This window comes from Kitasatospora sp. NPDC036993 (assembly GCF_055607525.1).
The window spans coordinates 60,313-79,945 of the sequence record NZ_JBVJRP010000006.1 but is presented as its reverse complement, the minus strand read 5'-3'; the positions used below and the strand labels follow the sequence as shown (position 1 = coordinate 79,945).

The 19,633-nt window shown below is 72.7% G+C and carries 17 protein-coding genes; 10 read left to right on the top strand and 7 right to left on the bottom strand.

Translation table 11 applies throughout. From position 1 onward, the window contains the following. Nucleotides 1-12: 12 nt before the first annotated feature. Both ACZ7C5_RS14310 and ACZ7C5_RS14305 read right to left on the bottom strand, forming a co-directional pair. Entirely contained in the window at nt 13-390 is a 378-nt protein-coding gene (locus ACZ7C5_RS14310) for a WhiB family transcriptional regulator (protein ID WP_223244097.1), read from the bottom strand. Between the two features lie 316 nt (nt 391-706). Beyond that, nucleotides 707-1,408: a DUF1707 SHOCT-like domain-containing protein gene (locus ACZ7C5_RS14305; RefSeq protein ID WP_401083081.1), complete on the bottom strand. Its 702-nt coding sequence runs from the start codon at nt 1,406-1,408 to the stop codon at nt 707-709. Between the two features lie 207 nt (nt 1,409-1,615). On the opposite strand from ACZ7C5_RS14305, the gene ACZ7C5_RS14300 reads away from it, so the two are divergent. From ACZ7C5_RS14300 to ACZ7C5_RS14290, 3 genes are all read left to right on the top strand, one after another. Further along, the gene (locus tag ACZ7C5_RS14300; protein ID WP_401083078.1) at nt 1,616-3,283 is read left to right on the top strand and encodes a fumarate hydratase; all 1,668 of its coding nucleotides are present in this window, start codon (nt 1,616-1,618) and stop codon (nt 3,281-3,283) included. Between the two features lie 145 nt (nt 3,284-3,428). Next, nucleotides 3,429-3,662 carry a type II toxin-antitoxin system VapB family antitoxin gene (locus ACZ7C5_RS14295; RefSeq protein WP_401083075.1) on the top strand — a complete coding sequence of 78 codons (234 nt, stop codon included), beginning with the start codon at nt 3,429-3,431 and terminating at the stop codon, nt 3,660-3,662. Next, entirely contained in the window at nt 3,662-4,084 is a 423-nt protein-coding gene (locus tag ACZ7C5_RS14290) for a PIN domain-containing protein (protein WP_401083727.1), read from the top strand. Before ACZ7C5_RS14295 ends, ACZ7C5_RS14290 begins: the two co-directional genes overlap by 1 nt. A 15-nt stretch (nt 4,085-4,099) precedes the next feature. Here the strand turns inward: ACZ7C5_RS14290 and ACZ7C5_RS14285 are convergent, their stop codons facing one another. Next, complete coding sequence (locus ACZ7C5_RS14285; RefSeq protein WP_401083072.1) at nt 4,100-4,858, bottom strand: GntR family transcriptional regulator; 759 nt, start codon at nt 4,856-4,858, stop codon at nt 4,100-4,102. Between the two features lie 140 nt (nt 4,859-4,998). On the opposite strand from ACZ7C5_RS14285, the gene ACZ7C5_RS14280 reads away from it, so the two are divergent. After that, a complete protein-coding gene (locus tag ACZ7C5_RS14280) occupies nt 4,999-5,274 on the top strand; it encodes a hypothetical protein (protein ID WP_401083069.1) in 276 nt (91 codons plus the stop codon). Nucleotides 5,275-5,456: 182 nt separating this feature from the next. On the opposite strand, the gene ACZ7C5_RS14275 is transcribed toward ACZ7C5_RS14280, so the two are convergent. Further along, on the bottom strand, nt 5,457-5,741 hold the full coding sequence (locus ACZ7C5_RS14275) for a hypothetical protein (RefSeq protein WP_188296142.1): 285 nt from the start codon (nt 5,739-5,741) through the stop codon (nt 5,457-5,459). 214 nt (nt 5,742-5,955) lie between these two features. Between ACZ7C5_RS14275 and ACZ7C5_RS14270 the strand changes: the two genes are divergently transcribed. The 3 genes from ACZ7C5_RS14270 (at nt 5,956) to ACZ7C5_RS14260 (ending at nt 12,128) form a co-directional block, all read left to right on the top strand. Further along, a complete protein-coding gene (locus ACZ7C5_RS14270; protein WP_401083065.1) occupies nt 5,956-8,916 on the top strand; it encodes an AfsR/SARP family transcriptional regulator in 2,961 nt (986 codons plus the stop codon). Between the two features lie 573 nt (nt 8,917-9,489). After that, entirely contained in the window at nt 9,490-10,161 is a 672-nt protein-coding gene (locus ACZ7C5_RS14265; RefSeq protein ID WP_401083725.1) for a class I SAM-dependent DNA methyltransferase, read from the top strand. Between the two features lie 245 nt (nt 10,162-10,406). After that, nucleotides 10,407-12,128: a SpoIIE family protein phosphatase gene (locus ACZ7C5_RS14260; protein ID WP_470322779.1), complete on the top strand. Its 1,722-nt coding sequence runs from the start codon at nt 10,407-10,409 to the stop codon at nt 12,126-12,128. A gap of 114 nt (nt 12,129-12,242) precedes the next feature. Here the strand turns inward: ACZ7C5_RS14260 and ACZ7C5_RS14255 are convergent, their stop codons facing one another. After that, nucleotides 12,243-14,438, bottom strand: a complete 2,196-nt coding sequence (locus ACZ7C5_RS14255; RefSeq protein ID WP_401083059.1) for an MMPL family transporter — start codon at nt 14,436-14,438, stop codon at nt 12,243-12,245. Between the two features lie 139 nt (nt 14,439-14,577). Here ACZ7C5_RS14255 and ACZ7C5_RS14250 point away from each other — a divergent pair, with 139 nt between their 5' ends. Further along, nucleotides 14,578-15,213, top strand: a complete 636-nt coding sequence (locus ACZ7C5_RS14250; protein WP_401083057.1) for a TetR/AcrR family transcriptional regulator — start codon at nt 14,578-14,580, stop codon at nt 15,211-15,213. Between the two features lie 19 nt (nt 15,214-15,232). Here the strand turns inward: ACZ7C5_RS14250 and ACZ7C5_RS14245 are convergent, their stop codons facing one another. After that, nucleotides 15,233-16,183, bottom strand: a complete 951-nt coding sequence (locus tag ACZ7C5_RS14245) for a LysR substrate-binding domain-containing protein (protein ID WP_470322678.1) — start codon at nt 16,181-16,183, stop codon at nt 15,233-15,235. Nucleotides 16,184-16,373: 190 nt separating this feature from the next. Here ACZ7C5_RS14245 and ACZ7C5_RS14240 point away from each other — a divergent pair, with 190 nt between their 5' ends. Next, complete coding sequence (locus ACZ7C5_RS14240) at nt 16,374-16,925, top strand: peroxiredoxin (protein WP_363429921.1); 552 nt, start codon at nt 16,374-16,376, stop codon at nt 16,923-16,925. Between the two features lie 3 nt (nt 16,926-16,928). Further along, on the top strand, nt 16,929-17,471 hold the full coding sequence (locus tag ACZ7C5_RS14235; RefSeq protein ID WP_188296134.1) for an alkyl hydroperoxide reductase: 543 nt from the start codon (nt 16,929-16,931) through the stop codon (nt 17,469-17,471). Between the two features lie 111 nt (nt 17,472-17,582). Here ACZ7C5_RS14235 and ACZ7C5_RS14230 read toward each other — a convergent pair whose 3' ends face one another. After that, entirely contained in the window at nt 17,583-19,196 is a 1,614-nt protein-coding gene (locus tag ACZ7C5_RS14230; RefSeq protein WP_401083049.1) for an AI-2E family transporter, read from the bottom strand. Between the last annotated feature and the right edge of the window lie 437 nt (nt 19,197-19,633).

Sequence of the window (19,633 nt, the reverse complement as noted above, 5' to 3'; positions counted from 1 at the left end):
TCGGACCCGCCGTCACCCGGCTATCCGGCGCCGCGCGGCCGCCGCCACCCTGGCCGCCTCGCGCAGCTCCGTGTCCCGGCGGCGGCGCCGGGCCAGCACCACCCGCCGCTCGGCGGCCGTCAGCCCGCCCCAGACCCCGTACGGCTCCGGCTGGGCCAGCGCGTGCTCGCGGCACTCCAGCAGCACCGGGCAGCGGGCACACACCTGTTTGGCCTGCTCCTCGCGCGACAACCGGGCCGCCGTCGGCTCCTTGGAGGGCGCGAAGAACAACCCCACCTCGTCCCGGCGGCACGCCGCGCCGGTGTGCCAGGGATTGTCGTCGCCCGCGGGGGCACCGGCCGGACCGCCCGGGGGCTGCGGCTGCGGCCGGACGCCGGGGCGGCGCTCCAGTACCTGCGCGGCGGCGACTGGCGAGGTGGTGCGGGACTCGATCGGATGCAGCACGGCCGTACTCCTGACGAGGCTCTCGGACACGGGGACCCCTCGCTCCGCTGCCGGCTGCGAGCCCCCGCTGTCCAACCCCGGCACGGCCGCTCGGCCGCCTCCGGTGCGCAGCCGTACAAGAAGCGATGTGCGGAAGGAACTACCCCGCCCGGCCGCGATTCATGCACACTGCACGCAAACGACTACGCAGCGCACCGGCCGCAACGCCGAGCGCCCGGCCGGGAGTTGCCCCCGGGCCGGGCGCCGTGCAGGTCAACGGTGCTCAGTCGGTGCCGAGTTGGCGGCGCACCCACTCCTTCAGCTTCTTGCCGCGGCGCGGCTTGGCGGTGCAACCGCCGAACAGGGCAAGGCCCTTGACCCGGACAACCGGAGCGTACGGGTCCGCCGCGGTCTGCTCCCGGACGTCGAAGCCGCCGAACAGGCCGATCCCGCTGCCGTGCAGGCTGACGTTCTCCGGCACCCGGACGTCGACCCCGCCGAACAGCGCCATGACGGTGATCTCCACCTCGGGAGACTCGAACACGGCGTCGCCCAGGTCGATCTCCACCCCGCCGAACGCGGCGAAGGCGCTCAGCTTCGAGCCCACCCGCCAGCGGCCCTTGCGGGACGCGCCGCCGAAGACGGCCACCACCCACGGGGACTCCTGGCGCGCGGGCGGCTGCGGCGGCGCCTGCGGGGCGTTCAGCGGCGGCTTCTCGAAGGACAGCGGACGGGCCGGCAGGTCCCTGGTCAGCGGCGCGAGGTCCCCGAAGGTCTTCGCGGCGTAGGCGGCCTCGATGCGCTCGGCGTGCTCGTCGGCGTCCAGCCGGCCCTCGGCGTAGGCGTCCCGCAGCAGCTCGGCGACCTTCTCGCGGTCGGCGTCGGAGACGCGCAGCTCCGCCTCCGCGACCGGCGCGTGCGGCCGTGGCGCCGCCGCGGCCCCGCCCTCGGGCCTGAGCGCGGGCTTGGGTTCGGGTTTGGTCATCGGTACGGGCGCCGGCACCAGAGGCTGCCCCGGATCGTCCTGCGACGGCGAGTTTTCCACGGGGTCAGCCTAGTCGCTCGAACTGGGGCGCGAGTGAGCCCGGTCACGCAAGGCCCACCTGTCCGCATGCCGACTTCCGCCGGGTCCTACCCTGGATGGTGCTTCGCCGACGCAGCCGGACCAACTGGATACCTAAGGACCGCCCCCATGGCTCCCACGCCAGACTTCGAGTACAGCGACCTGCTCCCCCTGGGCGCTGACCCGACCCCGTACCGCAAGCTGACCTCCGAGGGTGTCTCCACCTTCGAGGCGGGCGGTCGCACCTTCCTCCAGATCGAGCCCGAGGCGCTGCGGCTGCTGACGGCCGAGGCGATGCACGACATCTCGCACTACCTGCGCCCCGCCCACCTCGCCCAGCTGCGCCGCATCCTGGACGACCCGGAGGCCAGCCCCAACGACCGCTTCGTCGCGCTCGACCTGCTGAAGAACGTCAACATCTCGGCCGGCGGCATCCTCCCGATGTGCCAGGACACCGGCACCGCGATCGTCATGGGCAAGCGCGGCCAGAACGTGCTGACCGAGGGCGGCGACGAGTCCGCCATCGCGCGCGGCGTCTTCGACGCGTACACCAAGCTCAACCTGCGCTACTCCCAGATGGCCCCGGTGACCATGTGGGACGAGAAGAACACCGGCAACAACCTGCCGGCCCAGATCGAGCTGTACGCCACCGACGGCGACGCGTACAAGTTCCTGTTCATGGCCAAGGGCGGCGGCTCCGCCAACAAGTCGTACCTGTACCAGGAGACCAAGGCCATCCTGAACGAGGCGAGCATGCTCTCGTTCCTGGAGCAGAAGATCCGCTCGCTGGGCACCGCGGCCTGCCCGCCGTACCACCTGGCCATCGTGATCGGCGGCACCAGCGCCGAGTTCGCGCTGAAGACCGCCAAGTACGCCTCGGCGCACTACCTGGACAACCTGCCGACCTCGGGCGACGCGAAGACCGGCCACGGCTTCCGCGACCTGGAGCTGGAGGCCAAGGTCACCGAGCTGACCCAGAAGATCGGCATCGGCGCCCAGTTCGGCGGCAAGTACTTCTGCCACGACGTGCGCGTGGTGCGGCTGCCCCGCCACGGCGCCTCGCTGCCGGTCGCGATGGCCGTCTCCTGCTCGGCCGACCGCCAGGCGCTCGGCAAGATCACCGCCGAGGGCGTGTTCCTGGAGCAGCTGGAGACCGACCCGGCGAAGTACCTGCCGGACACCACCGACGAGCACCTGGACGACGACGTGGTGCGCGTCGACCTCGACCAGCCGATGTCCGCGATCCGCGCCGAGCTGTCCAAGTACCCGGTGAAGACCCGGCTCTCGCTCACCGGCACCCTGGTGGTCGCCCGCGACATCGCCCACGCCAAGATCAAGGAGCGCCTGGACGCCGGCGAGGGCATGCCCAAGTACCTCCAGGACCACCCGGTCTACTACGCGGGCCCGGCCAAGACCCCCGAGGGCTACGCCTCCGGCTCCTTCGGCCCGACCACGGCCGGCCGGATGGACTCCTACGTCGACCAGTTCCAGGCGGCCGGCGGCTCGATGGTCATGCTGGCCAAGGGCAACCGCAGCAAGCAGGTCACCGACGCCTGCGCCGAGCACGGCGGCTTCTACCTCGGCTCGATCGGCGGCCCGGCCGCCCGCCTCGCCCAGGACTGCATCAAGAAGGTCGAGGTGCTGGAGTACGCCGAGCTGGGCATGGAGGCGGTCTGGCGCATCGAGGTCGAGGACTTCCCGGCCTTCATCGTCGTCGACGACAAGGGCAACGACTTCTTCCGCGAGACCACCGAGGGCCCGCTGATCACCAGCCTGCGGATCCGCTCCAAGGAGTAGCCCGCCCGGGAGAACACTCCCGCACGCCCCCTCGCCGCCCCGGCCGCCCCCGCGGCCGGGGCGGCCGTGTCTGCCGGTGCGGACCGAACGTGGGTACCGTGGACGGCATAGGTGGATCACCCACGTCATCCACGGAGGTGTACAGGTGAGCATGACCAACGTCGACGTCGACGACAAGGTTCTCGCGGAGGCCATGCGGCTGATGGGGACGACGACGAAGAAGGACACCATCAACAACGCCCTCACCGACTACGTCAACCGGCTGAAGCGGCTGGAAGCCCTGGAGAAGCTGTCCCGCCGGGCCGCCGCCGGCGAGTTCGAGCCGACCATACGGGTGTACGAGTCCCGCAAGCGGGCACAGCGCGAGGAAGCCGAATGATCGACAGCTTCCTCATCGACACCTCGGCCTACGTCCGGCTGGTGTCGGAGCGGGAACTCCGGTCGCAGTGGCGGGGGCACATCGAGTCCGGCTTGATCAGGATCAGCAAGTCGACCCGGATCGAGATCCTCTTCTCCGCCCGGAACTCGGCACACCGGGACGACTTGGAGGACGAACTCGCGGCACTGTTCGGCCCGGTCGTCAACGCCCCGAAGTCGATCTGGGACTGGATCGACACCGCCCAGTACAAGCTCACCCAGAAGAGCCAGCACCGGGCGGCCGGGCTGGCGGACCTGCTGCTCGCCGGCACCGCCGTTCACCACGACATGACCGTGCTGCACGTGGACGACGACTTCGCCACTGTCGCCCGGGTCGTCGGTGAGCTGCGCGAGCGGGACATCCGCCGGGCCGCCGCCGACTGACTGCCGCTGTGGCGCTCAGGCGTCGAAGTCGTACTCCAGGACGTACGAGGCGGAGTCCAGGATCATCTCGTTGAGCTCGACGACCTGGCCCTCGTCGGCGAAGGCGGTGCGGCAGATCAGGATGACCGGGGTGCCGGCGGCGAGCTCCAGCCGGGCGGACTCCTCCGCGCCGGGCATCCGGGAGCGGACCTCCTCGCGGAAGTGCACGGGCTTGGCGCCGATCTCGGCGAGCCGGGCGTAGGTGCCGCCGGGGCCGGTGTCCTCACGGGTGATGGCGGTGCCCGCGACCAGGACGGCGGGCAGGTACGAGGTCGAGAGAAGCACCGGCTTGCCGTCCAGGACGAAGCGGCGGTGCCGCACGCACATCGGGGCGCCGGGATCGACCCCGAGCACCCGAGCCACGTGCTCGGGCGCGCCCTGCTCGGTGACGGACACCTGGTCGACCACCAGGCTGCGGTTGTCGATGTCCGCCGACCATATCGACCGGCCCGAGCCCCACTGCCCCTGCGCCAGCCGCTGGATGCCGCGCCGGCGCAGCGGCCGGAACTCCCGGACAAACACCCCGGCGCCGCGGCGCGCCTCGGCGAGGCCCTCGCTCTGCAGCACGCCGAGCGCCTGACGGGCGGTCATCCGGGCCACGCCGTACTCGTCCATGAGGTCGTTCTCGCCGGGCAGGCGGTCCCCCGCGCGGTACCGGCCGGCGTCGATGGCCGTCTTCAGCGCTTCGGCGATCCGCTGGTACTTGGGCTGCTTGCCGCCACTGCTGCCGGTCATCTCCGCTCCCTCTGCCTGGGACAAATCGTAGGCGCGCCCACGGTCGCCGGTAAGCAGATACGACGATCGTTGACATCTCTAGAGATATTAGCTTCTCTAGAGATGCCGGCCAGTCGCCGACCAGAGCGAGGAGCAGCACGGTGAGCACCCGACAGCGGAACGCCCCGGCCTACCGGCCACACGTGGGTGAACTCGTCCTCGACCGGAGGACCGGACGCACCGGCGTCTACATGGACACCATCGGCGGCGAGCACTACCTGCGCCCCGAGACGGGCGGCCGGGAATGGACCGCCGAACCGCACCAGGTCGACCCCGCCCCCGGGCCCGGCGATTCAGCCGAATACGATCTTCTCCGTCGATTTCGGCAAAACGCAGGCAAACGGCAACATTCCGACCGCCGCAATCCCCCCGGGTGAATCCGGAATTCCGGAACGCCCCGCACCCGCCGTCGGGCACGTTACGGATATCGCCGGTCACCATGAGTGCACCACCGGCACGTTTCGGCCACCGGCGCGCCCACCGCGTGAAGCGACGCGCACATAACAGACGAGTGCCCCCGTCCCGGACGGGGGCACGGGGGCACTCGACCGGAAACGGCTTACGGGTGGCCGCCCACGACGCTCTCCGGCACGTACTTCTTGCCCGGCTCACCGGTGGCCGGCGCAGTCGGCTCCACCACGTGCTCGGCCTCGTCACCGAAAAGCCCGGACTCTATGTCCGCCTTCTGCTCGTCGGTCGGCGCGGCGTACTCGGCCGGGTTCGAGGCCGCGGTGACCGCACCCTCGACAGCCTTGCCCGCCTCCACAGCGGCGGCCGGGGCCTCGGTCTTCGCCTCGTTCTCGGGCTTCGACGCCACCGGGTTCTCGCTCTGGTCGTTGGCCATTGGGCGGCCGCCTTTCGGTCATCAAATGTGTCTTGCCCGGCCTCCATGGCACGGGCGCGGGGACAGTATCGTAGGGTTGATTAAATGTCCGATAAACATCGTGCGACTTGCGGTGCCGTCCGGCAGAGTCGGGCGTCCGCCTAAGCTGAAGCACCGCGGCGGACCGCCGAGCGCCCTTTCACGGAATCGACACCACAGGCCATCGGGGGACTTCATGGAGTTTCGGGAGACGCCGCAGGCCTCTGCGCTGCGCTTCCAAGTCCTCGGCCCGGTCCAGGCCTGGCTCGACGGCAACCCCGTCCCCCTCGGATCCCCCCAACAGCAAGCCGTTCTGACGGCCCTTCTGCTGCATTCCGGACGCCCGGTCGCCACGCAGGACCTGGTCGACGCGCTCTGGGGCGAACGGCCTCCGGCCCAGGCCGTGGCCGCGCTGCGGACCTACGTCTCCCGCCTGCGCTCCGTCATCGAGCCCCGCCGGGAGATCCGCCGGCCCGCCGAGCTGCTGGTCTCGGTCGCGGACGGGTACGCGCTGCGCATCCCGGGCGAGGCGCTCGACCTGACGGTCTTCGAACGGCTCTCCACCGAGGCCACCGCCGCCAGGACCGCCGGCGACAGGCACGAGGCCCACCGACTGCTGGCGCAGGCGCTGGACCTGTTCAGCGGCCGCCCGCTCACCGGCATCCCCGGCCCCTACGCCGACAGCCAGCGGCTCCGGCTCGCCGAACGCCAGGTGACCGCCGCCGAGGAGCTGTGCGCCGCCGCACTCGACATCGGCCTGCACGCGGAGGTCGTCGGCGAGCTGAACAACCTGACGGCCGAGCACCCGCTGCGCGAGCGCCTGCGCGAGCTGCTGATGCTGGCGCTGTACCGCTGCGGACGCCAGGCCGAGGCGCTCGGCGTCTACTCCGACACCCGCAAGCTGCTGATCGAGGAGCTCGGGGTCGAACCAGGCGCGGGCCTGTCCACGATGCACACACGCATCCTCGCGGCCGACCCTGCTCTCCTCCTCTCCGCCTCGTCCGCCCCCGTCGCCCGCGACGACGGCTCGGCCGCAACCCCGGCCCCGGCCCAACTCCCGGCTGACGTATCGGACTTCAGCGGCCGTACCGAGCTGGTGGGTGACCTCTCCGCGGTCCTGATGAACGCCACCGGGCAGGCCGTGGTGGTGACCTCGCTGGCCGGCATCGGCGGCGTCGGCAAGACCACCCTCGCGGTGCACGTCGCCCACCGGGTCCGGGCCGAGTTCCCCGACGGCCAGCTGTACGTGGACCTGCGTGGAGCCGGCACCTCGCCGGCCGACCCCGTCGTCGTCCTCGGTGACTTCCTGCACGCGCTCGGCGTCACCGAGAACCCCGACTCGCTCGAACAGCGCTCCGCCCTCTACCGCTCGCTGCTCGCCAACCGGCGGATGCTCATCCTGCTGGACAACGCCCGCGACGCCGACCAGATCCGGCCGCTGATCCCAGGCGTCTCAGGCTGCGCGGTGCTCGCCACCAGCCGCTCCCGGCTGGCCGGCATCCCGGGTGCACAGCTCTTCGACGTCGAGGAGCTGACCTCGGACGAGGCGCTGGCGCTCTTCTCGGCCATCGTCGGTGAGCAGCGGGTCGCCGCCGAGCCGGAGGCCGCCGCGGCAGTGATCACCGCCTGCGGCTTCCTGCCGCTGGCCGTCCGCATCGCCGCCGCCCGGCTGGCCAGCCGTCCGCGCTGGAGCGTCTCCGACCTGGCCCGTCGGTTAGCCGATCAGCGACGGCGGCTGGACGAGCTCCAGCTCGGCAACCTCGCCGTGGAGACCACCATCGGGCTCGGCTACGGACAGCTGTCCCCGGCCGAGGCCCGCGCCTTTCGGCTGCTCGCCCTGATCGACTCCCCCGACATCCCGCTGGCGGCCGCCGCGGCGCTGCTCGGCATGGACGAGTACACCGCCGAGGACCTCGCCGAGGCGCTGGTCGAGGCGAACATGCTGGAGTGCTTCACTCCCGGCCGCTACCGCTACCACGACCTGCTCCGGCTCTACGCCCAGCGGCAGAACGAGCGGATCGGGGACACCGAGGAGCAGGAGCAGGCGGTTCTGCGGCTGCTCGGCCTGCTGATCCCGACCGTGCGCAACGCGGCACAGGTCATCGAGCCGGACGACCAGCTGCCCGAACTGCTGACCACTCTCACCTCGCCCGGTCTCGACCTGCCGACGAGCCAGGCCGCCCAGGACTGGCTCGGCACCGAGGGTGCCCTGGTGCTCAGCGCGGCCGAGGCGGCGGCGAGCGGCCCCGGAACCCTGCAACGTGCTGCCATCGACCTGCTGAACTACCTGTTCAGCATCGACCCGGACCCGACCCGCGGCCCGCGCGTGCTCCGGGTCCTGGAGGCCATCGGCGAGGACGCCCAGCGCCGTGACGACTCCGCCGGGATCGCCCGGGTGTACTTCGTCCTCGGCACCCTCCAGTCCGTCACCAGCGACTTCCAGGGCTCCGAGCAGTCCTTCCGCCGGAGCCTGGAGCACCAGGCCTCGGACGAACCGACCGTCCTCCTCCTCGCCACGGCCAACATGCTGGGCGTGATCCTGAACGTGGGCAACCGTCCGGCGGAGGCGCTGCCGTTCCTCGAACAGGCCAGGGCCACCAGCCAGGCCGTCGCCGCGCCCGTCCTCGAGGCCAGGATCGTCAGCAACATGGCCCGGGTGCAGCACCGGCTCGGCATGACCGGGACGGCGATCCGCTCCGCCGAGGAGGGCGTCGCCGCCGCCAGGGCGTCCAGGAACGGTCCGCTGCTCGCCCAGACCCTCTACCAGCTGGGCGTGGTGCTCCCCGGCGGCGAGGCCGTGCCGCACCTGCGGGAGGCGCACCGGCTGTACCGGGCCCAGCGCAACTCGCTGTGGGAGGGCTACACCCTGGCCAGGCTCGCCTCCGCCCTGCTGGTCTCCGAGCAGCCCGCCGAGGCCGCCTCGGCGGCCGGCGAGTCGCTGGCGATCGGGCAGGAGATGGACTCCGCCTACTGCCAGGGGCTGGCGAACGCCACGCTGGGCGAGGCCCTGTTGACGCTCGCCCAGCCGGCCCGTGGACTCGCCTGTCTCCAGGAGGCGCACGCGATCTTCACTCGGCTCGGTGTGCCTGAGGCCTCCCCCGTGGCGGACCTCATCTCCCAGCAGCACACCGAGCCCCTCTCTCCCCCCGCGCCGTAAGGCCTCCGTCCCCCAACGGAGCACCTCCCCCGTTCCGCGCGCTGGCGCTCCCGCAGCCCCCCGGCTGCGGGAGCGCCCTCAACGCTTCCCCGGCGCTGGACTCCACTGTGCACCGGACCGATTGACGTTCGATAAACGTCAGATATTCAGCCCACGGATCGGAGAAACCGCAGGTCATCGACGCCCTCCAGGCGCGCCGTCCGGCGTGCGGGCTCCGGCGCACAACCCCGCCCGCACCCTCGTGCTTCCGCAACTCCGGCCACACCGGACCAAGTACGGCGAGTTGGCCGGAAAGGGACCCCATGGCGCAGTGATCACGCATATTCTCAGATGCCAGTACGCACACGAGTGTCTGCCGGAAACGCATCGGGGTGCAGTCCGTCCGTGTGGTACGCAGAGCGTGATGTACCGCCACCGGCAGCGGCCCGAGAGGCCGCGGAGGAGCCACCGGAGGCCACGGGTGGAAGGGTGCCTCGCAACGTGACGACCGGACAGATATCCGACCCGTTCCCCGTCGGCGAGGACGCCGGGGACGACGAGCCCGAGGTACGGCGCCGCCGGGCGGCCCGGGCCCTGCAGGCGGTCGCCTTCGACACCATCGGCAACGGGTACGGCGAGGCCTTCCCCGCCAAGGATGGACAGCTGGCCTGCGGCCGGCGGCTGCTCGCCGGGCTCGAACCCGGCGCCCGGGTCCTGGACGTGGGCTGCGGCACCGGTGACCCGACCGTCCGCCAGCTGGCCGCCGCCGGACTCCGGGTCACCGGTGTGGACCTCTCCGACGGGATGCTCACCCTGGCCGGGCGGACCGGCTTCCCCGGCGAATTCCCGCCGGTGTTCCATCGGATCGACCTGTACGATCTGGCCACCGAGCGCGCGGACCGGGTCTGGAACGCCCCCGGACTGGGGCCGGACGGCCGGGGCCGCTTCGCCGCCGTCACCGCGTTCTTCTCGCTGATCCTGCTGCCCCAGGACGAGATCCCTACCGTGCTCGGGCGGCTGCGCGAACTCCTGCGGCCGGGCGGACTGCTGGCGCTCGGTATGGTCGAGGCTGACCTGGATCACGTTCCGCTTCCGTTCCTTGGCAGAGAGCTGCGGATCAGTGGGTATCTGAGGGAGGATCTGGAGCGGGTTCTGGTCTCGGCCGGCTTCGCCGTCGAGGAGTGCTCGGGGCATCCGTACGCGCCGGCCAGTACCTCGCTGCCGCCGGAGGAACAGCTGTTCCTGTGCTGTCGACGCGTCGGCTGATCGAACCGGGACAGCAGGCCGCACCCGCGACCGCGCAACAGAACAGCTCACCGACCACACCGAATCCAGGACAGGCAGCCGTGCGCGACCAGCTCAAGACCGAGGCGGAGCAGCCGACCGCCGTCCCGGGCCAGCGCCGCCAGGTCCCGGCCCCGGCCCCGGCCGTGACACCGGCCCTGACCCTGGCCCCGGCAGCGCCTGCGGGCCCGGCGAGGCGAACGGCCGCGCGTCCGGAGCGCACCGAGATGGCGGACCGCCTGGCGTACCTCGACTCGGCGACCCGGCGGATCAACAGCGCCCTGGACCTCGCCGCGACGCTGCGCAACATCGGCCGGGTGCTGGTCCCGACCATCGCCGACGCCGCCGTCGTCCACCTGCGCGACCCGCTGCCCAACGTGGAACGCGAGCCCGGCTTCCCCGAGGAGCTGCGGATACACCACAGCACCGGCACCCGAATCGGCCGCCGCGGCCGCCCGAGCGGTCTGGACGACCGGCGGCGCTCCCGCTACGGCGCCCGCTCCACCGCCGACGGCGGCCCGGCCACCCCGGTGACCCGCGGCGGAGCGCTCGCCCACGCCCTGCTGAGCCGCCGCCCCGCCGAACCGGCCGTCCTCGGCACCCCGGGCGCCGCGCGCACCGAGGTCCTGCTCCGCGAGCTGTACGGCCCCCGCGGGGTGGCCCGGCTGGCGGCCGGCACCTCCGTCCTCGCCCTGCCGCTGCGCGGCCGCAAGGCCGTCCTCGGGCTGCTGATACTGATCCGCCGCCCTCCCGAACGCACCGGCCGCCCGGTCTTCGACGCCGCGGACACCGCGACCGCGGCGCACCTCGCCACCCAGGCCGGGCTGGCCGTGGACACCGCGCTGCGCTACGCCCGCGAGTGGGAGATAGCGAACGAACTCCAGCGCAGCATGCTGCCGCTGCGCCTGCCGCAGTCGCACGGTGTGCGGATCGCCCAGCGCTACCTGCCCGGTGAGCGCGGCGCGCAGGTCGGCGGCGACTGGTACGACGCCGTCCCGCTGCCCGGCAACCGGGTCGCCCTGATCGTCGGCGACGTGATGGGCCACTCGCTCACCTCGGCCGCGATCATGGGCCAGCTGCGCACCAGCGCCCAGACCCTGGCCGCCCTCGACCTGCCGCCGCACGAGGTGCTCTACCACCTGGACGAGCAGGCCCAGCGGCTCGGCCGCGAACAGCACCTGGCCACCTGCGTGTACGCGGTGTACGACCCGATCGCCAACCGGGTGGTGATGGCCAACGCCGGGCACGTCCCGCCGGTGCTGGTCCGCCCCGACGGGACGGCCGAGCTGGTGGAGCTGGACTCCGGGGCGCCGATCGGCGTCGGCGGGGTGGACTTCAACTCGGTCGAACTGCCCGCGCCGCCGGGTTCGGCGCTGCTGCTGTTCACCGACGGCCTGGTGGAGACCCGTACCCGCCCGATCAGCGACGGCCTGGAGCTGCTCCGCGCCCGGATCGCCGCGGCCCGCTGGCAGTCCCCCGAGCAGTTGTGCCAGGAGGCGCTGCGGATCCTGCCGCCCGGCGACCGCGGCGACGACATCGCCCTGCTCGGCGCCTGCTTCGACGGCATCCCGGCCGGGGACGTCGCGCACTGGTACCTCCAGCCGCGCAACGAGACGCCGGGCCGGGCCCGCCGGCTGGCCGCGCACACGCTGCGCCGCTGGGGGCTGGACCAGCTCTGCGAGGCGACCGAGCTGATGGTCAGCGAGCTGGTGACCAACGCCGTCCAGCACGCGACCCGGCCGGTCACCCTGAGCCTGGTGCGCACCTCCCGGCTGCGCTGCGAGGTCGGCGACGACAGCCCGCTGCTGCCGCGCCCGCGCCGCACCGGTCCCGAGGAGGAACGCGGACGCGGGCTCCAGATAGTCGCCCGGTGCGCGGACCGCTGGGGCGCGACCCGGCTGGGCACCGGCAAGGTGGTCTGGTTCGAGCAGCGGCTGCCGCAGCCGTAACCCCCCGGTCCCGGCCCGGGGCGCGACGGCGCGCCCGGCGGGAACGGTCCCACCGGGCGCCTCGTACGGGCCGTCGGCCCCCTCCGTCAGACCCCGGCCGTCAGCCCCTGTCCGTCAGATCCCGGCCGGTTCCTTCGCCGACGGCTCCTGCTCCTGCTCCTTCAGGCGGGCGATCAGCTGCTCGCCCTCCATGTCCACCCGCGGCACGACCTTCTCCAGCCGCTTCGGGAACCACCAGGCGGCCCTGCCGAACAGTGCCATCGCGGCCGGCACCAGTGCCATCCGCACCACGAAGGCGTCCACCAGCACGCCCACCGCGAGGGCGAAGCCGATCGGCTGGACGATCGGGTCGTGGCCGAAGACGAACGAGCCGAACACCGCCACCATGATCAGCGCGGCCGCGGTGACCACCCTGGCCCCGTTCCGCACACCGGCCACCACGGCCTCGCGCGGCGCCGCGCCGTGGACGTGCTGCTCCTTCATCCCGGAGACCAGGAACAGCTCGTAGTCCATCGCCAGCCCGAACAGCACGCCGATCAGCAGGATCGGCACGAAGCTCACCACGGGGCCGACCTTGGGCACGTCGATCAACCCGTCCAGCCGGCCCCACTGGTAGACCGCGACCACCGCGCCGAGCGAGGCGGTGACGCTGAGCAGGAAGCCGGCCACCGCCTTGAGCGGGACGAGCACCGAGCGGAACGCCAGCGCCAGCAGCAGCACCGCGATGCCGACGATCACCGCGAGGAACGGCGGCAGCGCCTGGCCGAGCTTGGTGGAGACGTCGATGTTGGCGGCCGTGGTGCCGGTGACGGCGATGTCCGCGCCGGTCGCCGCCTTCAACTCCGCCTTCCGGTCACGGATCTCGTTGACCAGCGCCCTGGTGTCCGCGTGGTCGGGACCGGTCCGCGGGATGACGGTCACCAGCGCGGTGCCGCTCGCCTGGTCGACGGCCGGCGGCAGCAGCGTCCCGACGCCCCTGAGGCTCTGGAGCTCCGCGGCCACGCCCTGCACCGCCTGCTCGGGCCGCGGCGCGCCCGCGGCGTCCACCACGACCACCAGCGGCGCGTTGAAACCCGGCCCGAAGCTGTCGCCGACCAGGTCGTACGCCTTGCGCGCGTCCGTCCCCGCGGCCTGCGAACCGCCGCCCGGCAGGCCCAGGTCCAGGCTCGCGGCGGGCACCGCCAGGGCGCCGAGACCGGCCAGTCCGACCAGCAGGACGGGCAGCGGACGGCGGACCACGAAGCGGCCCCAGCGCTCGCCCAGGGTGGTGCGGCCGCCGGTGCGCAGTGCCCGCTTCCAGACCGGCAGCCGGTCGATCCGGCGGCCGGCGAAGCCGAGCAGCGCGGGCAGCAGGGTGATCGCCACCAGGACGGCCACCACGACGGCGGCGGAGGCGGCCAGGCCCATCACGGTGAGGAACGGGACGCCCGCGACGGCCAGTCCGGCGAGCGCCACGACCACGGTGAGTCCGGCGAAGACGACGGCGCTGCCGGCGGTCGCGGTGGCCCGGGCGGCGGCCTCGTCCGGCTCCAGCCCCTCGTCCAGGTGGCGGCGGTGCCGGGAGACGATGAACAGCGCGTAGTCGATGCCGACCGCGAGGCCGACCATCAGGGCGAGCACCGGCGCGGTGGTGATGATCTCGAAGGAGCCGGAGAGCGCCAGGATCCCGGCCATCGCCACGCCGATCCCGACCAGGGCGGTCAGCAGCGGCAGCCCGGCGGCGACCAGCGTGCCGAGGGTGATCACCAGGACCACCCCGGCGACCACCAGGCCGACCGCCTCGGCGCCGCCCTCGATCTCGGCCATCCGGTTGTACGCGTCGCCGCCGAAGGCCACGTCCAGCCCGGCCGCGCGGGCCGGCTCGGCGGCGGCCTTCACGGCCTCGCGCTGCCGGTCGGTGACGTCGGCGAGCTTGTGGTCGAAGGAGACCAGGGCGATCGCGACCCGGCCGTCGGGCGAGACGGCTCCGGTCGCGTACGGGTCGGGCACCGCGGCCACGCCGGGGACGGCGGCGATCCGGCCGACCGCCTCGCCGATCGCCTCGCCCGCCTCCGGGGTGGTGGCGCCACCGGGGGCCGGGGCGGCGAAGACGACCTGGGCGGAGCCGTGGCCCTGCTCGGGGAAGGTGTCCTTGATCCGGTCCAGCGTGCTCTGCGCCTCGGTGCCCGGCACCTTGAACTCGTCGCTGGTCTTGCCGGCGAAGGCGCCGGCGGCGCCGCCGACCGCGATCAGCAGGGCGATCCAGACCGCCAGCACGGCGCGCCTTCGCCGGAAGCTGAAGTGCCCCAGTCGGTACAGGTAGGTGGCCATGGGTCCCCTCGGTCTGTCGTCGGACAGGCGGCTGCCTGGACGGAACCCGCCCCACGGTAGACGCAACTTTGTCAGTTGACAAAGTTGGACGACAAAATCGTATGACGCAGTTGCCCGACCATAGCGCTACCCTGGCTGGATGGCTCACGTCCCCGCCTCCGAGCGCCGACCCCAACTGGTCCAGGCCGCGATCGACCTGATGGCCCGGGAAGGAATCGCCGCCGGCAGCACCCGCGCCATCGCGGCCGAGCTGGGCGTGGCGCAGGCGACGGTGCACTACACCTTCGGCACCAAGAAGGACCTCTACCGGGCGGTCGTCGAGCAGCTGAAGTCCGACTTCGTCGGCGAGGTGCGCGCCGCCTCCCCCGGCGACGGCGCGTTCGGCGAGCAGGTCCGCACCCTGGTGCACGCACTCTGGGAGGCCACCACCGGCGAGCACGGACGCTGCGTGCTGCTGAGCGAGTTCGAGGCGCTGGCGATGCGCGACCCGGACATGCGGGAGATCATGCTCGGGCTCCAGCACGACATCGAGGGCACCGCCACCGAGATGATCGGCGCCCTCGCGGCCGCCCACGGCCTGACCCTGGCCGTGCCCGCCCACCGGATCGCCGTCCACTTCCTCAGCGGCTTCGACGGGCTGACGGCCCGCCACCTCGCCCTGCGCAGCCCCGGGAACCGGCCAGGACCGGACACCGTGGAGGCACTGGAGCTGCTGGTCGCGACGACCGTCGGACTCTGCCTGGGCACCCCGGCGGTGGGCCGGCCCACGCCGTAGCGCCCGCCGGGGACGGGCCTCAGGAGACGATCCGGACCGGAAGCTCCACCAGCACCTCGCGCAGCGCGGCCGCGAAGCGCTCGTACTCGGCGCTGCGGGCCGAGCCCGGCCGGACGGCCAGCCCGATCCGGCGGCCGGGGGCAGGGGCGGCGAAGCGGACGGCGGCCAGCCGGTCGGTGCGTCCGGCTTCGACGTCCAGCGCGGTGGCGGGCAGCAGGGTCACCCCGAGGCCGCCGGCCACCAACTGGACCAGGGTGGACAGACCGGCCGCGCGGGTGGTCGAGCCCGTCGGGTCGACGCCGACCTCGCGGCAGATGTCCAGCGCCTGGTCGCGCAGGCAGTGGCCCTCCTCCAGCAGCAGCACGTCCAGGTCGAGCAGCACGTCGCGCGGCACGTCGATCCGTCCGGCGAGCGGGTGGCCGGGCGGGGTGAGCAGCACGAAGTCCTCGTCGAACAGCGGGATGTCCCTGGTCGGCGAGGCCCCGCCGGCCGGCAGCGCGAGCAGCAGGACGTCCAGCCGCCCGGCGGCCAGGCCCTCCAGCAGCGAGGAGGTGCGCTCCTCGTGGACGTGCAGCTCCAGCTCCGGGAAGCCGTCGCGGACCAGCCGCAGCACGGTGGGCAGCAGGTAGGGCGCGACGGTCGGGATGACGCCCAGGTGGAGCGGCCCGGTGAACGGGCGGCGGGCGGCCTCGACCTCCTCGGTGAGGGCCTGGAGGGAGGCGAGCACCCGGCGGGCGTGCTGGTGCACACGCTCCCCCAGTGGGGTGACAATCACCTTGCGCGTCGTACGCTCGACCAGTTGCGCGCCGAGCGACTCCTCCAGCGCCGCGACCGCCCCGGACAGTGCCGGCTGGCTGGTCCCGGTGGCGGCGGCGGCCTCGCGGAAGTGCCGGTGCTCGGCCACCGCGACGAAGGCCCGGAGCTGGGCGACCGTCGGGGTGCGGGGGCTGCGGACTGTGGCGCTCGCCACAGTCGGGGCGGCCTTGGAGCCGGCCTTCCTGCGGGGACCCGGCCGCGACATGGGGGATTCGGTACTGATAGCAATCTCCGATCAGACACATCCAGTGTAGCTATTTCCCTGATCAGTCCACGATGTGGAACTGTGAGTGGTGTCCGGATTCCGGACAAATTCCCCTCACCTCACTTCAGGAGAAGCGAACGTGCTCACGATTGGTGACAAGTTCCCCGAGTTCGACCTCAAGGCCTGTGTCGACCTGGACGCCGCGAGTGCCTTCGCCGACATCAACCACAAGTCCTACGAGGGCAAGTGGAAGGTCGTCTTCTTCTGGCCGATGGACTTCACCTTCGTCTGCCCGACCGAGATCGCCGCGTTCGGCAAGCTGAACGACGAGTTCGCCGACCGCGACGCCCAGATCCTCGGCGTCTCCGGCGACTCCGAGTTCGTGCACCACGCCTGGCGCAAGGACCACAAGGACCTCCGCGACCTGCCGTTCCCGATGCTGGCCGACGTCAAGCACGACCTGATGCGCGCCTGCGGCGTGGAGGGCGAGGACGGCACCGCCCAGCGTGCCGTCTTCATCGTGGACCCGAACAACGAGATCCAGTTCGTCATGGTGACCGCCGGCTCCGTCGGCCGTAACCCCAAGGAGGTCCTGCGGGTGCTGGACGCCCTGCAGACCGACGAGCTGTGCCCGTGCAACTGGACCAAGGGCGAGGACACCCTCGACGCCCAGGCCCTGCTGGCGGGCTGACCCATGGCCCTCGACGACCTGAAGGCCGCCCTCCCGGACTACGCCAAGGACCTCAAGCTCAACCTGGGCTCGGTCATCGGCAACTCCGACCTCCCCGCCCAGCAGCTCTGGGGCACCGTGCTGTCCTGCGCGATGGCCACCCGCAGCCCCGGCCTGCTGCGCGAGCTGGAGCCCGAGGCCAAGGCCAACCTCTCCCCGGAGGCGTACACCGCCGCCAAGGGCGCGGCCGCGATCATGGGGATGAACAACGTCTACTACCGGACGCTGCACCTGCTCTCCGACAAGGAGTACAGCACGATGCGGGCCGGTCTGCGGATGAACATCATCGGCACCCCGGGCGTCGAGAAGATCGACTTCGAGCTCTGGTGCTTCGCGGTCTCGGCCATCAACGGCTGCGGCCAGTGCCTCGACTCGCACGAGGCCGTCCTGCGCAAGGCCGGCGTCGAGCGCGAGGTCATCCAGGCCTCGATGAAGATCGCCGCCGTCCTGCAGGCCGTGGCCGGCGTCCTCGACTCCGAGGCCGCCCTGGCCGCCGTCGACGCCTGACGCACCCCGGCACCCCGACGGGCCGCTCCCGGACACCACGTCCGGGAGCGGCCCGTCGTCGTTCTCCCGGACCGCGCCGCGCCTCGGGCCGGCGGCCCCGCCGCGGCGGGGTCAGTCGGCGACGGGCGCGGCCGGCGGGGCGGAGCGGGCGGGCCCGGGCTGAGTCGGCCCGGACTGAGCAGGCCCGGGCCGGGCGGGCCCTGGGTGGCCGGCCGCCGTCCGCTCGGCGGCCTCGCGGGCCGCTTCGAGCGCGGTGAAGACGGCCTGGCCCGCCTCGTTGCGGCGGCGCAGGTGGGAGACCACGGTGTTGGTGACGGCGATCAGCGGGACGGCGACGACCGCACCGCCGATGCCGCCGATGATGCCGCCGGCCGCGACGCCGAGGACCACGCCCAGCGGATGGACCCGTACGGCCCGGCCGAGGATCAGCGGCTGGAGGATGTGGCTCTCCACCTGCATCACCGCGACCAGCACCACCAGCACCATCAGCGCCGTCCACGGCCCCTGGGTGACCAGCCCGATCAGCACCGCGACGGTGCCGGTGACCAGCGCGCCGACCAGCGGGACGAAGGCGCCCAGGAAGATGATCACGGCCAGCGGCATCGCCAGCGGCACACCCAGCAGGTCGATGCAGATGCCGATGCAGACGGCGTCGATGAACGCCACGCAGACCGTGCCGCGCACGTACGCGGTGAGCGTGGTCCAGGCCTTCGGGCCGGCTCCGGCCATCGCGAAGCGGGAGCGCCTGGGCAGCCCGCGGATCAGCCAGGTCCAGATCCGCTCACCGTCGTAGAGGAAGAAGAAGGTGCTGAAGAAGGTCATCATCACCGCGGTCAGCACCTCGACGGCGATCTGCGCGCCGGTGAGCGAGACCGAGGTGAGCCGGTCGGTGTTGGTGGTGATGGCCTTGGTGATCTGGTCCGCGAAGTTGGTGATCTGCTGCTCGGTCAGGTGCAGCGGACCGGTGATCAGCCAGTCCTTCAGCTGGTTGACGCCGGTCTTGACCTGGTTGGTGACGACCGTCAGGTTGGTGGTCACCTGCCAGACCACGAACCAGCCGACCAGCCCGATCCCGGCCAGACCGCTGAGGAACACCCCGCCCGCCGCGAGCGAGCGCGGCACCCCGCGCCGCCGCAGCCAGGAGACCGAGGGCGCCAGCAGCGCGGTGATCAGCAGCGAGGCCAGCACCGAGAAGGCGACCAGCCGCAGCATGTCGACCACGTAGAAGACGACGTAGAGCGCGGCGCCGAGCAGCAGCAGCCGCCAGGTCGACTCGGCGGCCACCCGCAGCCCCCAGGGCACCGCCTCGGCGGGCGTGGCCGGGCGGCCGGGGTGGTACTCCCGTCCGAGCCCGGCGTGCGCGGTCGGTGCGGGCGCGACGGCCGGAGCCGCCGCGGCGGCCGGCGGGGCCACCTCCGCCGCCTGCGCCGCCTGGACCGTGCCGACCGCGTCGCCCGCCTTCACCGTGTCGACCGCGGAGCCCGTCGGCACCGCCGGGGTCGAGTCGCCCCGCGGAACCGGGACCGGCCCCGGCCGCTCGACGAGCGCGGGGACGCGCCCGTCGGCGAATGCCGGCACCCGCCCGTCGGCCGGCGTCGGGACGGCCGGGTCGTGCAGGTCCGCCGCCATCGCGGCACGGCGGCGCCGCTCGATCACGGCGGCCGTGCTCGCCACCACGGCCATGCCCTTGGCCACGGCCTTGAAGGCCTTTCCGCCCCGCGCCATCCTCGCTACCACCGCTCCCCTGCCGAACCCGCCGTGCCCGGCGGTACGCCGCGGGTCCTGCCGCGGCCGTCAGGGATGACGCTACCCGGCACGGGCGCGGCGAGTCCGGTCGCCGACCTGTTCGACTCGAACCGTCCATCCCGAGGACCGGACAAATCGCCAGGTTTCAGATGGTTTCGGACACACTTCGCTGGGGAGGAGTCGGGACGAGACCCCGGAGCCGAGTCACCGAGGTCGCCCCACGGCCAACCGCCGGCGGACCGGCCGGTGCGGGAAGCAACCAGGACCCCTTCCCGCGCCCCGCGTCCGCACCCGGGACCGCACCGCCCGAAGGCGCACTGGTCAGCGCAGCCCGGGCGGCGCGGTCCGCCTCTTCCCCGCGGAACACGCCCCGGCCCGGGAGCACTTCGGTCCGGGACACCCGGCCCGGGGCCGCC